This is a genomic window from Sporosarcina sp. BI001-red, from assembly GCF_003384035.1.
Taxonomy (GTDB): Bacteria; Bacillota; Bacilli; order Bacillales_A; family Planococcaceae; genus Sporosarcina.
On the sequence record NZ_QQAK01000017.1, the window covers coordinates 86,133 to 99,169 of the forward strand.

General features: G+C 37.6%; 13 protein-coding genes and 1 riboswitch. Of the genes, 10 read left to right on the top strand and 3 right to left on the bottom strand.

The window, feature by feature from the left end; genetic code table 11:
* Positions 1-12: 12 nt before the first annotated feature.
* On the bottom strand, positions 13-333 hold the full coding sequence (locus DVB69_RS16930) for an ArsR/SmtB family transcription factor (RefSeq protein ID WP_116020282.1): 321 nt from the start codon (positions 331-333) through the stop codon (positions 13-15).
* A gap of 211 nt (positions 334-544) precedes the next feature.
* On the opposite strand from DVB69_RS16930, the gene DVB69_RS16935 reads away from it, so the two are divergent.
* The 10 genes from DVB69_RS16935 (at position 545) to DVB69_RS16980 (ending at position 10,925) form a co-directional block, all read left to right on the top strand.
* Entirely contained in the window at positions 545-1,099 is a 555-nt protein-coding gene (locus tag DVB69_RS16935; protein ID WP_116020283.1) for a copper resistance CopC family protein, read from the top strand.
* Positions 1,100-2,194, top strand: coding sequence for a copper resistance D family protein (locus DVB69_RS16940; protein ID WP_116020284.1), 1,095 nt, complete (start codon positions 1,100-1,102; stop codon positions 2,192-2,194).
* 33 nt (positions 2,195-2,227) lie between these two features.
* A complete protein-coding gene (locus DVB69_RS16945; protein WP_116020285.1) occupies positions 2,228-2,902 on the top strand; it encodes a DsbA family protein in 675 nt (224 codons plus the stop codon).
* Positions 2,902-3,345, top strand: coding sequence for a disulfide oxidoreductase (locus tag DVB69_RS16950; RefSeq protein WP_116020286.1), 444 nt, complete (start codon positions 2,902-2,904; stop codon positions 3,343-3,345). The genes DVB69_RS16945 and DVB69_RS16950 overlap by 1 nt, the downstream gene beginning before the upstream one ends.
* Positions 3,346-3,744: 399 nt before the next feature.
* Positions 3,745-3,954: a DUF4177 domain-containing protein gene (locus tag DVB69_RS16955; RefSeq protein ID WP_147300786.1), complete on the top strand. Its 210-nt coding sequence runs from the start codon at positions 3,745-3,747 to the stop codon at positions 3,952-3,954.
* A complete protein-coding gene (locus tag DVB69_RS16960) occupies positions 3,951-4,457 on the top strand; it encodes a DUF2165 family protein (protein ID WP_116020288.1) in 507 nt (168 codons plus the stop codon). Before DVB69_RS16955 ends, DVB69_RS16960 begins: the two co-directional genes overlap by 4 nt.
* Before the next feature lie 216 nt (positions 4,458-4,673).
* Positions 4,674-6,758: a methyl-accepting chemotaxis protein gene (locus DVB69_RS16965; protein WP_116020289.1), complete on the top strand. Its 2,085-nt coding sequence runs from the start codon at positions 4,674-4,676 to the stop codon at positions 6,756-6,758.
* Between the two features lie 747 nt (positions 6,759-7,505).
* On the top strand, positions 7,506-9,458 hold the full coding sequence (gene ltaS, locus DVB69_RS16970) for a lipoteichoic acid synthase (protein WP_116020290.1): 1,953 nt from the start codon (positions 7,506-7,508) through the stop codon (positions 9,456-9,458).
* A gap of 573 nt (positions 9,459-10,031) precedes the next feature.
* A complete protein-coding gene (locus DVB69_RS16975; RefSeq protein ID WP_116020291.1) occupies positions 10,032-10,610 on the top strand; it encodes a hypothetical protein in 579 nt (192 codons plus the stop codon).
* Between the two features lie 123 nt (positions 10,611-10,733).
* On the top strand, positions 10,734-10,925 hold the full coding sequence (locus DVB69_RS16980) for a gamma-type small acid-soluble spore protein (RefSeq protein WP_199562893.1): 192 nt from the start codon (positions 10,734-10,736) through the stop codon (positions 10,923-10,925).
* A 163-nt stretch (positions 10,926-11,088) separates the two neighbouring features.
* Here the strand turns inward: DVB69_RS16980 and DVB69_RS16985 are convergent, their stop codons facing one another.
* A complete protein-coding gene (locus DVB69_RS16985) occupies positions 11,089-11,862 on the bottom strand; it encodes an SDR family NAD(P)-dependent oxidoreductase (RefSeq protein ID WP_116020293.1) in 774 nt (257 codons plus the stop codon).
* A gap of 409 nt (positions 11,863-12,271) precedes the next feature.
* A complete protein-coding gene (locus tag DVB69_RS16990; RefSeq protein ID WP_116020294.1) occupies positions 12,272-12,709 on the bottom strand; it encodes a YflT domain-containing protein in 438 nt (145 codons plus the stop codon).
* Positions 12,710-12,844: 135 nt separating this feature from the next.
* Positions 12,845-12,928, top strand: a riboswitch (cyclic di-GMP riboswitch).
* Positions 12,929-13,037 lie beyond the last annotated feature (109 nt).

A 13,037-nucleotide genomic window follows, 5' to 3' on the forward strand; every position in this document is an offset into this window, starting at 1 on the left:
TTTCGCACTTCCTTAACTTATATGATTTTCACAACAAGCAACATCATCTTGAATTTGACTAAGTACATGATCAAATGTGCCTAACAACTCTTTTATTTGCTGATTTCTCAATCCGTAGTAGACGTATTTTCCCTCTTGTCTTCCCTCAATGATTCCACATCCTCTGAGACAGGCTAAGTGCTGCGAAATATTTGACTGATTCCCGTCTAAACTATCAACAATTTGTGATACAGTCTTTTCTTCATATTTGATGCACTCTAATATTTGAACCCTTGTTTTATCTCCGAATGCACGTAAAAATTTCACTTTAAGATCTAAATCTATTTGAATCATAATATCGCCCCTTATATATTAGACAGCTCTAATATGTTTTGTTATTATCATATTAGCTATAACTAATATGTGTGTCAATCTTATGTTTTTATCTGTGGGTACCGTGAACAATTCCTTTTTTTTCGAATGGAACGTTTTAGTGTGTGGCTTTTTTTATGCAATAAACTTTGATTCAACGCTATTTTTGCGGCTATTGAAAGGAAGAGAAGCAATGAAGAGGATTATTTGTGCGACAGTAATTTTGTTGTTCGCATGTACAACCACTGTTTCTGCACATACCGGTTTAACGAGTTCCTTACCGGCTGAAGGGGAAGACATAACCGAAGATGTCCATGAAATTGTACTGGAATTTAATTCGGAAATCGAATCGACAAGTACAGTGAAGGTCTTTGACAAGAGTAAAAAGGAAATCACCATCAGTAGTACTCAAGTGAGTGAAAATGTGATGACAGGGGGGTTCTTGTCGCCGCTGGATAATGGCACATATACAGTGGAATGGAAGATTATCGGCAAGGATGGACACCCTATACAAGGAACCTATTCATTCATAGTAAGTCAAGTTGAATTAGAGGAGCCAGTAGGTACTGAAGAAAAACAAGAACCGGCTGTTGTGCCAAAGGAAAAAACAATAGAAGAACCTGTAGAACAGTCAATGGAAGATTCATCAAAAATAGCATCGAATGATGTTCTTGTTGTAATCCTTGTTATTTTATTTACGGTAGCCGGGGGGATTTTTGGCTGGATCATAGGAAGAAGGCAAAAGTAAATGGGTTGGATTTATATTTCTGAAAGTCTTTTGTATCTCTGTTTTTCGCTATTAATGGGATCATTTATCCTTCAATTTATCCCGGAACGCATGAAACCAGCAATAAGCATCCCTAAACGCTTGATCCAACTTTCTGTATTAGGTATTATTCTCTTTTCCGTTGCACCTGTAATTCGGATTATCTTGTTTCTTTATGAAGATATTGGGCTAGTGTTAACGATGCAAAATGTACTTAGTGGTTTTGAAGTAGGGAAGGCTTGGAATGTCACAGTTATACTTGCACTATTCTTTTACCTGTTTGTTTCGTTGTTCCCAGTATTAAAAAGCAAAGTACTGGCTGGTATATCTCTTGCTTTTACTTTAATTCTTCTCTTGGCGTTAGGATGGGCAAGTCACGCAGCATCCCTCACTGAATGGAGTGGATTCGTTGTCCACTCGTTACACTTTTTAGCAGTTACAATTTGGGTAGGTATCCTCCTAATCGTTGGATGGTATTCAAAAAATCAAGAGAATTGGCTTTCTTATTTAAAATGGTTTACACCTTTAGCAATTGGTTGTTTTCTCACAATCATGGGAACTGGATTATTTCTTATGACATTGGTCATCGATGTAAACGAGTATGGGGACGCTTGGATGTTATCATATGGACAAGCCTTATTAGTGAAGCATTTGACTATCATCCCTATTTTGTTTTTTGCTTTTATTAATGGATTTTGGATTAGGCGAAAATTGAAGCGACAAGAGCAAATCAATCCAATACCGTGGTTAAAGTTCGAAAGCATCTTGCTTTTCTTTACTTTTGTGTCGACAGCGGTCTTGGGCCAACAAGAACCACCTCACAGTATCGAGACGACTCTTAGTGGGAGTGGTCCTTCGGCAGTCTTCGATTATTTTTATTCAGGGAACATTATTCCTTCGATGCATGTGCAATTCGAGTTAAATACAATTAATATACTGTATTTCATAGTGGCGATCATCTTCATGTGGCTGATTTTCTACAGCTTCAAAAAAAAGGCGCCAGCGGTTGTTTCCTTTTTCTCTGGGATGTGCTGTACTCTTGCGCTATACTTAGGATTCATTGCAAGTATTCAATAATTCAGTAGAAAAATAATAGAGAAGAGGTATTTGATGAGACAGAATAAGAATTCAAATATGAAATTTATAGTTATATTAACGCTTTTGGTAGTAGTTATATTGGCTGCAGTCGCTGTATTTAGCAATAAAGAAGAATCATTGCCTACAGAAACAAAGCAAATTGATGTCACTGGGCAGCCGACACTTGGAGAGAAAGATGCTCCTGTAACGATAGTGGAATTTGGTGATTTTAAATGTCCATCATGTAAAACATGGGGCGAACGGATTTATCCAGAGTTAGTGAAAGATTATATCGAAACGGGTCAAGTTAAATTTTCATTCGTGAACGTATTATTCCACGGTGAAGAATCGACATTAGCGTCGATTGCCGCTGAATCCGTTTTTGAGCGGAACCCCGATTCGTATTGGGCATTCCATCAGGCATTATTTGCTGCACAGCCTGATGAAAATCATGACGGACAATGGGTAACACCTGAAAAAATTCTGCAAATTGCAAGTAGTTATCCTGAGATTGATCAATCATTGTTGAAAACAGACATGGAACAGGAAGCTACGATGGAGAGCGTTAAAATCGATGAAGATTTAGTGAAAGAAGTGGGAGTTTCAATGACTCCGTCCATTGCGATTAACGGAAAAATGATGGAGGATCCCTTTGACTATGACGCCATTAAGTCAGCAATAGAACAAGAAATAAAGGATAAAAACTGATGGCGGGGACTACAAAAAATGATTCTAAACCGCACGGGATTTTATTATATGGTGCATGGGTAGTCTCATTAGTTGCAACGTTTGGAAGTTTGTACTTCAGTGAAATTAAGGGGTTTATTCCATGTGAATTATGTTGGTATCAGCGGATTCTCATGTACCCACTAACTTTGATATTAGGGATTGGAACTTTCCAAAATGACAGTTCAGTTAAGAAGTTCGTGCTTCCGTTAGCACTTATTGGCGGGGGCATATCGCTCATGCATTATTTAGAACAGAAGATACCGGGCTTCGGAGGCATCAAGCCATGCGTGAGTGGTGTACCTTGTAATTCCCAATATATAAATTGGTTTGGGTTTATTACGATACCATTTTTGGCATTAGTGGCTTTTGTGATGATTGCTTGCTGTATGCTTTTTATCAAATCGAAGAAAACTGTTAAGTGAGAGTCAAGTATCTGCGCACAGGTACCTTTCACTGAATGAGTGAAACACCATTCCTTGTGGATGGTGTTTTTATTATGCGTGAAAATATAAATGTCATCGGAAAACGGTGGTTCCTCTATCTGTCTAACCGCTTGAACTTATCAGAATTTATGAAAACGTAAATGATCGGTTTCTTCACTAGTAGAGTTCTACTTATTACCTACTAAACTTCACTCTCTAGAGAAACGCTTCTAAATATCCTTTATATATCCGGTGTAATGCGAGGCTTTAAGAGTAGATTGGCGTGACAGTTGGTGTATAAGTACCTAATTAAATTTCTAAATGCTATTGACTTAAGTCATGTTTAGGAGTTTAATTTAATAGTTGTCAATTTTTCATATTGGAGGCGAGATCCACATCATGCATGAATATAAAATAGAGAAAATTGACGTGCATCATGGCCGTGACGGAATCTTACTTGCTGAGGAGTACGCACCAGTGATCGCCAAAAATGCGAGCGAAGGCTGGAGATTTGTACAGTTGGTGAATCTCTCCGGACTTTCACAAATTCAACGAAGAATTGATTTAATATTTGAAAGAGAAATTAGAGGAGGAAGTGACAAGAAATGAATACACTTGCATTACGTTTACTAAAGATTGTTACATTATTGCTAGCCGGACTTTTTGGATTCTTTGTATTTGCAGGAAACTTGATGGACTATAATTCGAACTATGAATTTGTTCACCACGTACTTTCGATGGACACAACATTCGAAGGAAACGCACTTATGTGGCGTGCATTTGAAAGTACGACCGTACACACAATTGCTTACTGGGGATTAATTATCGCGGAAGCAATCTTTAGTTTGCTTGCTTTCATCGGTGTTTATCATATGTTGAAAAATATTAAGGCACCAGGACGGAAATTCAATCAGTCAAAGACATTTGGCTATTATGCATTTATTCTTGGCTTTGCAATTTGGTTCTTTGGCTTCGTTGTTATCGGGAGCGAATGGTTCGCAATGTGGCAATCACAAATCTGGAATGGTAAAGAGACTGCAATGGACATTACTTCCGTTTGGATCGGTTTCGCTATTTTACTAGCACTGAAGGATGAAGATTTAGAAGCATGATCAGTGTGATTCAGAGAATCACGAAGTTCTGAGTGCTAATACTAGAATACAGTGAAAGCCTTCGATCGAGCGATCCATCGAAGGCTTTTTGTGTGAAAAGAGATAACCCTAAGCCCTAAGGGACGATTTGAAACAAATACGAAAAGGGTGATTAAACATCTAAAGAAAAATGCCGATAATACATTTGGACTAATATACGAAGAGGTGAAAAGAACTATGAAGAAAATGGGAGTTTTTCAGCGTAATTTGATTTTAACTTTAGTTATCTCAATCTCTGTTCTTGTCATTGCAATTGTTTGGATTAACTATATTCGAACACAAGAGAATCTAGAGGTTGAAAAAGAGCAAACAGAAAAGTTAATTGAGGAAAATTTACTGAGCGTTATTGAAAGTTCGGATGTGTCCTATTCAATAATCGAACAATCACTTGAAGGTAAAATGGAAGCATTTACGAAGATTCTTCAAGAAGAATATGAAAAAAACCCGAACGTTGAATCATGGGATCTAGAAGCGTTCAAAAAGCGTTTTGATGGGTTTGATATATTTCTAATTAATGACCAATTTGTTGTTAAATATGCAACGAGAGAAGCTGACATGGGCCTTGACTTAAAAGAGTTTGGTTTAAAAGATCTTTTGCAACAACGAATGGATGCAGGGGTTTTTGTTACGGATCGGTTAGAAATTAGTGGAGCCACAAAAGAGACAAATAAGTTTAGCTATACTCCAACACCAGATAAGAAATACATGATTCAGATTGGAGCTACGGCGGATCAGTTTTCAGAATTGATTCAATCGATGGATTTGGAGAATGTAACGACTGATTTAAAAGAAAAGCATAAGTATGTGAAAGACATCGGAATCTATACGATCGATATCGATGGTGTACCCTCTTATTCTATGAATAAAAAGGATGACAAAGGGGAGGCAGCACTTCTACCGGATTCATTGATGAGTAAAGGAAAAAAAGCAATTCAAGAGAATAAAGTAGGCATAGTTAAAGATAGTAAGGGTGAGTCAGGAACGGTATATAAGTTAATTCCTCAAATCGATTTAGATTCGAATGAGGACAACACATATCGACAATCCCGATTGCTCGTATTATCGTATGATGGAAATTATTACAACAAGAGATTGCAAGCCAATAACATTACTTCAATCGTGATGGTGATTGGTTCAATCATCGTTTCTGTCTTATTATCCATCGTCATTGGACGGCGCGTGTCCAGACCAATCCATGAGTTCAGTCAAGTGATTGATCAGACAGCCAAATTGAATTTCACTAAAAATGAGCATGTAGATAATTTGCTTACGCGGAAAGATGACTTTGGCGTATTAGCTGAACAATATGAAGAAATGCTCGTATCGGTTCGGGGTGCTTTTGAAAAAGTCATTGACTCATCAGATCAGCTCCTAGCTATGTCAAGTGAGTTTACAGCCAGTGCAGATGAAACGAAAATTGCGTCTGTTCAAATTTCGGAGTCTGTCCAAGAAATGGCGTACGAAACGGAGAACCAAACACAAACGGTACAGCACGCTGTTTCGGATATTGGAACCATTACTCAAGAAGTAGATCGACTTTCTGAGAAAATTAGTAATGTGAACGAACTTGTACAACATACCGTGTCCATCTCAACAACCGGGAATGCTCGTGTGCAAGAAACTGAAAAAAGTATGGAGCAAATTAATTCCTATACAAGACAGTCGAAAGAAACCGTCATTGAACTTCACGAAAAGTCTTCGAAGATTGAAAATTTCTCAGACTTCATAACATCCATTGCTGCTCAAACCAATCTCTTGGCATTGAATGCGGCGATTGAATCTGCACGTGCAGGAGAAGCAGGAAAAGGATTTGCAGTCGTTGCCGATGAAGTCCGGAAACTTGCGGTAGAATCGAGTAGTGCTGCAAACCACATCCGTCAACTCATCAGTGAAATCAAACAGGATATTTCACAAACTGTTGACAGCATGACAGATGGTTATGAAGCTGTAAAAAATGGTTCTGCTCTAGTGAATGAAGCAGGAGAAGCATTCAGAAGTATTTTACTAGCAGTCCAGTCTGTCTCTGAACAGACGACTGAAGCGACAACGATTTCAACAGAAGTTGAAAACGTAATGGTGAATTTGCTGAAATCGATTGAGCAGATTTCAGCGCTGTACGAAAAATTGGCTAGCCATTCTGGAGAAATTGCAGCAACGACAGAAGAACAAACTGCTACAGTTGAAGAAGTCGCTGCCGCTGCCAAGAACCTATCCGACATAGCGGAAGATTTAAAAGGTGAAATCGGAAAGTTCACGGTGTAACTTGTTGGTACCTATCAAGTTATTTTAGAAACTTTCAATTGAAATGTTAAGAAGGCAGCCAATCATTCAGTTGGCTGCCTTCTTTTTAAAATTGTTGTTTAAGCAAGATGTTGCGCATATCCTCACTCTTCTGGATGAAGAGATACCACAATCTTACCCGCCAGAAAATATTACAAATAGCTTCCGCTACCTCATCTGGGATTCCAATTTCCATAAGAGCATAATTTAATCCATCAATTAGGGCTCCAGCAATAGTTACAACTCTAATAGAAGATGTTACATCCTGTGGGTTAATGAATATGTTTTGTTTTTAGCACTCACAAAAGTTCCTAAGTCGTATAGCGTTGCTGTTTTAAGCGTTCCAGGACTTCAATTACTTTTGTTTCATTTTTCGTTTACGTCAAGAATGTCAAATACCTGCATGTACTATTATTCAGTTAATTCACTACGAAAATACATTTAAAATGAGTATAGATCAGAAAAGGAAAGACGATTGCCTAATAGCAGTGCATTCATAATCACAAGCACCTAAAATTAAACGTTAAAACATTGATACAACACGCTTTTGGTGTCTTAGGATCCACCAGTTGTATTAGAGTATAAAGATTGACAGCTGTGTCAATCGGGAGTAAAATTCATTAGCAGCCACAAAAAAGGCTATTAAAAATTAACATTTTTCTGATTTTAAACCTAATATTCAGAGCTCTTATAGATTCACATTAAAATAGTTGAAAGGTTGGTGCGAAAATGAAAAGTCTGATCAATAAAAAAGGGAATCTTTTGAACAGCTTTTTAGGGATATATTTAGTAGCGGTTTTAATGTTATGGATTAAAACATATATCACTCAAACATCACAATTTGAATTAGGGGCAGAAGGACCTCTACAACAATTCCTTTTACTACTCAATCCACTAGGTTCAGCATTACTATTTCTAGGAATTTCGTTTTTATTTAGAGGAAAGAAAAAATACACATCACTACTCGTAGTGTACACGCTTATGTCTATTCTTTTATATGCCAACGTTGTGTACTACCGATTCTTTAGTGATTTCATTACATTACCTACTATTTACCAAACTCAGAACTTCGGAGATTTAGGTGGAAGTATCCTTACGTTACTAAAGCCTTTTGATATTTTGTTCTTTGTGGATGTATTTGTAATGTTTTACTTACGATTCTCAAGAAAAGTACAAAAACAAACAAATCGTATTGGATATAAAAAACCAATAGCAATTATTGCTGTTGCATTAGTCGTGTCAATCATAAATTTAGGGCTTGCTGAAGCGAGTCGTCCGCAACTATTAACACGTGGTTTTGACAGAAACTACATTGTGAAATATCTTGGAATGTATAACTATTCGATTTATGACTCAGTAGAATCGATGAAGGCATCCTCACAAAGAGCTTTAGCAGATAGTAGTGATATTTCAGAAGTTCTTAACTATACTCAATCTAACTACGCGGAACCAAATGCAAAATACTTTGGTAAAGCAAAAGGAATGAATGTCATCTATTTACATTTAGAATCATTCCAAAACTTCCTGATTGACTACAAATTAAACGGTGAAGAAGTTACACCATTTTTAAATTCATTAACAAAAGATAAGAATACAGCATACTTTGATAACTTCTTCCATCAAACAGGGCAAGGTAAAACATCTGATGCGGAATTTATGCTGGAAAATTCTATTTTTGGATTACCACAAGGATCTGCATTTATTACAAAAGCGCAAAATACGTACCAAGCAGCTCCAAGCATTTTGAAAGATTATGGATATTCATCAGCTGTCTTCCACGGTAATAAAGGTAGCTTCTGGAATCGAAATGAAGTTTACAAATCATTTGGATTCGATCATTTCTATGATGCGAGTTATTATGACACGAGTTCTCCAGAAGACATGGCTGAATACGGTTTGTTAGATAAACCATTCTATGACCAATCTAAAAGTCTCTTGAGCTCGTTACCACAACCTTTTTATACGAAATTTATTACAGTCGGAAACCACTTTCCATATGCGATGAATCAAGATCTAGTTACCATTAATAAAGCTGAAACTGGAGATTCAAGTGTTGACGACTATTTCCAAACAGCGCGTTATACAGATGAAGCCATCAAACAGGCTTTCGATCAATTAAAAGAACAAGGCTTATATGATAATTCGATGATTGTTCTTTATGGTGACCATTATGGTATTTCGCATAATCATAATAAAGCGATGGCAAAAGTTATGGGAGAAGAAATCACACCATATGAAGGTGCCAATTTACAACGCGTTCCTTTATTCATTCATGTTCCAGGGATGAAGGGGGGAGTCAGCCATACTTATGGTGGCCAAACAGACCTTCTTCCGACCTTGTTGCATCTATTAGGAATTGATACCAAGGAATATGTTCAATTCGGTTCAGATTTGTTATCAGATGAACATAATGAAATTGTTCCATTTAGAAATGGTGATTTTGTTAGCCCTGACATCGATTCAATTAATGAAAAATATTATGATAATAAAACAGGTTTACCACTCGATGATAGTCAATTAGAGGACGCGAAGAAGATTAAAAAAGAAGTGAACCTTAAATTGCAGCTTTCGGATAAAGTCGTGAATGGTGACTTATTAAGATTCTATACACCAAAAGGTTTTACTCCAGTGGATCCTACTCAGTACAATTACACGAAAGATGAGGATGGAAAAGCTAAGTAATGGTTGAAGTTATTTTGGTTTACCTGTGTCAGAAACAACGACCAGCAATTCGGTCAATTATTTAAAAACACAATGTGGAAGGTTAAGTAGTAGAGTTTTAGAACTTGGATTCGGCCTTTCTATAGCAAGAAGTTAAACGGTATTGTACAAGAGGAGACTCTTGCGCAATACCGTTTATTTAATTATAGGGTTTTTATGAGTTTTGACGGAGAAAAAGGGTATACATTAATTACTGTAAAAGAAAGTTAATCAGTCAGGGTCGCTTTTCATGAACTAGTTGAGAAACCTTAAAAGATTTTTTAAAACTTGTGTATGTCTCTACTTTGAATGAGTAAAATGCATGAATAGTTATTGAATAAGGGACTTGCTGAAAGCTGCATATCAATTGCCTCTCACTCAATCGTCGGAGTTTCCATAGTAATACATTGCAGCTGATTGCTTACGCAAAAACATTTTAGAGACAAGAAACGAATCTTTGGATCAAATTGAATTTGTTCATTATCCATTGCAAAATAACTGTTATTGACCGATGTAATATTTGAATAGTTCGATACAAAAAGAGGAGGAAGTTAAATGAAAATCACACCGAATCCAGCTGCTTTTAAAAATCATCAAACGCAAATGCAAAAGCCTGACAAAGAAAAAGAGGATACTGTGAAGAAAAGTGACTCAAATGCAAACAAACAAGTCGATCAGTATATACCGTCGCAACAGGAAAAAAGTGTTGCATATGAGAAGCCAACGACCAAAGCGGATATACCCACGATTGAGCGCCTAAAAGCAGAAAGTGAGAAGGCTCATGAAAACCTGATGAACTTAGTTCGACAGCTCCTGCAAAAACAAGGGATTAGTATGGAAGATGCAGTAAGTGGGAAAAAAGAAGTCGTTGTAGATGAGCAAGTACGTTTGGAAGCTCAAGCGGCAATTGGAGAAGGCGGAGATTTAAGCGCTGAAAAGGTAAGTGACCGCATTGTGGAGTTTGCTAACGCCATTTCTGGAGGAGACAAAAGTAAATTCGACCTGCTAAAGAATGCAATTGAAGAAGGATTTAATGAAGCGAAGAAAGCACTTGGAGGTAAGCTACCGGAAATTTCACAAAAAACGTATGATCTAGTAATGGACAAGCTGAACCAATGGAAGGAAGAAGTGTAAAACTTACATCTGGGTGGGGTTCGGGGCGCAAGTGCATCAAATTTTAATTCCTCTCATAGGTATAAAACTCTTTTCATAAAAACAGAAAATAAGTAAATACTGTTTGAGAGGAGGCGAAATAATTTGCAAACCGATAAAAAGTACACGGTAGCTGGTACCGATATTGACGAAGTGAAGCGACAGAACGCCAATTCTGGACTCACGTACAATGAACTTAACGCGCTGATTGCCAAAACGGGCGGTAAGGGATCGGCACAGTATAGCGACACAGATCCTGTGCAAGTAAAAAAAGAGATTCAGGGAGGAGTGGAGTAGAAGGTGTAAGAACCTTTCCCGATTTTTTAACAGACAGGTTTCGTTCGCATACGAGTAACTTTCACCTTTGAATGATGCATATGCACCACACCAAATGAAATAAAAATGGATCAGGCATGATGCCTGATCCATTTTTTATATAAGCGTATTGAATTTTGCGGAATTACTGTTGCATTTTACCAGCAGTATACCCGCCATCAACTGCAAGTGTTACACCGCTAATTGAGCTAGCAAGGTCTGAGCATAGGAATACAACAGCATTTGCTTGATCTTCGGCTGTTGTCATTTTACCAGCTGGAAGAGAATTGAGTACACCTTGGTACTGTTCTGGTGATGTTTTTGACCAATATTCAATTGCAGGTGTAATGGTAGCCCCTGGTGCAATAGAATTAATGGTAATGCCTTTTTGACCATATTCAAGCGCAACTGATTTGGTTATACCAGCAATTGCGTGTTTAGATGCTGTATATGGAGCCATGTTTGGTGAACCTTCAATACCAGCACTTGATGCCGTATTGACAATCGCACCGCCGCCAGTTTTCAGCATTGCGTTGATTTGGTGCTTAATGCAATAAAAAGTACCATAAAGATTTACTTTTAGTGTGATATCCCAATCCGTAGAATCCAATTCTCCAATTGGCACAAGACCTTTGTTAATACCTGCGTTGTTATGCGCAAAGTCAAGCTTGCCAAACGTTTCAACGGTTTTATTAACAAGTGCGATTACTTGTTCTTCATCACTTACATCACATTTTAAAAATACTGCTTCGCCGCCGTTGTCTTTGATGATTTGGACAGTTTCTTGTCCCGCTTCTACATTTACGTCAGAAACCATTACCTTTGCGCCTGCTTTTGCTAATGCAACTGCTGATGCTCTACCGATACCTGACCCCGATGCTGTGACTAAACCTGCTTTACCTTCCATAATTCCTACCATAAAAACCACTCCTTTTTTGTAGATACACTTATTAGTTTACACTTAAATTAGTATTTCACAATTAAACTAACTCACTCATGAAATAAAAAAATCATCAGTATTATTTGTTTATACGTGTCCTAAATAACGAACTTATTGCACATCATAATTTCAATAACGAAAAGTCGAAACACCATAACTTTCATCCACTGCCCGTTACGGTTATTGCAATTATTTCGATTACCTATATCCGAACACATGAGAACCTAGAGGGCGAAAATGAATAATCTGAAAGGTCGCTGTGTCACTCACGGATCATCATCAAGTTACTTCAGAAACAATCAATTGAGAAGTTGAAAAGGGAGCCAATGGTTAAATATGGCTGCCTTCTTTTTAAAAGCGGTAGATAGACAAGAAATTGAATCCATTCTCACTTTTTAGGATGAACAAACACAAGAATTTTACCTTCTTGAACGTCTTCAGAATAGCGTTCGGCTTCCTTATCAGGGAGTCCGTTTTCCATCAGCGCATGCTTCAATCCACCAGCACCAGATCTGGCCCCTACTACGGCTCCTCCAATTGTTGAAAGAATAGGACCTGCAGCTAACAAGGCACCGAGACCAGGAACTACTACTGCGGATATCCCTGCGATCACGCCCGCTATACCAATTGTTCCACCAGTTACAGCACCAGCAATCGCTCCGTCCTTAGTAGAAGGTGTTACTGTTTGTGTGATCTCAGGCAGATTTTTTGTCTTTTTAGCAATCACTGAAATTTCATCGGTCGTGTAGCCTTGCTCTTTTAATCGCTCAATAATTTCAACTACTTGTTGTTCGTTCTCATATACGTCAATCACATGATTTTTCATTGAAAATTACCTCCAGTTTGCTTTAACCATGCATTCTATACCCGTTCCGCCTTCAACTAAAAACAAGAAAATTGAATCTAGTGCTATCTGTTCATGGTGAAGAACCAAAGGTATGATAGTATTTAAATTATAAAATAACTGAATAGGCAAACCTAAAGAAATTTAGGGACGCAAAGCTATAGGGACTAAGGTGTATCACTATGTCTGCCAGTTGCCGAAGAGTACACACTACTTTTTGTTTAGTAAAGTTGACGAACTGCTACTTGTTTTTTTGACTTTATTTAATCCGAAGCTACTCTTTTTGAGTAGCTTTTTTGTGCGCTCGGTA

What these genes read in the sequence shown, in the direction of transcription:
- DVB69_RS16985 (WP_116020293.1), bottom strand. Translation starts at nt 11,862, where the DNA reads ATGGTAGGAATTATGGAAGGTAAAGCAGGTTTAGTCACAGCATCGGGG.
- DVB69_RS16945 (WP_116020285.1), top strand. Translation starts at nt 2,228, where the DNA reads ATGAGACAGAATAAGAATTCAAATATGAAATTTATAGTTATATTAACG.
- DVB69_RS16930 (WP_116020282.1), bottom strand. Translation starts at nt 333, where the DNA reads ATGATTCAAATAGATTTAGATCTTAAAGTGAAATTTTTACGTGCATTC.
- DVB69_RS16940 (WP_116020284.1), top strand. Translation starts at nt 1,100, where the DNA reads ATGGGTTGGATTTATATTTCTGAAAGTCTTTTGTATCTCTGTTTTTCG.
- DVB69_RS16990 (WP_116020294.1), bottom strand. Translation starts at nt 12,709, where the DNA reads ATGAAAAATCATGTGATTGACGTATATGAGAACGAACAACAAGTAGTT.
- DVB69_RS16965 (WP_116020289.1), top strand. Translation starts at nt 4,674, where the DNA reads ATGAAGAAAATGGGAGTTTTTCAGCGTAATTTGATTTTAACTTTAGTT.
- ltaS (WP_116020290.1), top strand. Translation starts at nt 7,506, where the DNA reads ATGAAAAGTCTGATCAATAAAAAAGGGAATCTTTTGAACAGCTTTTTA.
- DVB69_RS16950 (WP_116020286.1), top strand. Translation starts at nt 2,902, where the DNA reads ATGGCGGGGACTACAAAAAATGATTCTAAACCGCACGGGATTTTATTA.
- DVB69_RS16935 (WP_116020283.1), top strand. Translation starts at nt 545, where the DNA reads ATGAAGAGGATTATTTGTGCGACAGTAATTTTGTTGTTCGCATGTACA.
- DVB69_RS16955 (WP_147300786.1), top strand. Translation starts at nt 3,745, where the DNA reads ATGCATGAATATAAAATAGAGAAAATTGACGTGCATCATGGCCGTGAC.
- DVB69_RS16960 (WP_116020288.1), top strand. Translation starts at nt 3,951, where the DNA reads ATGAATACACTTGCATTACGTTTACTAAAGATTGTTACATTATTGCTA.
- DVB69_RS16975 (WP_116020291.1), top strand. Translation starts at nt 10,032, where the DNA reads ATGAAAATCACACCGAATCCAGCTGCTTTTAAAAATCATCAAACGCAA.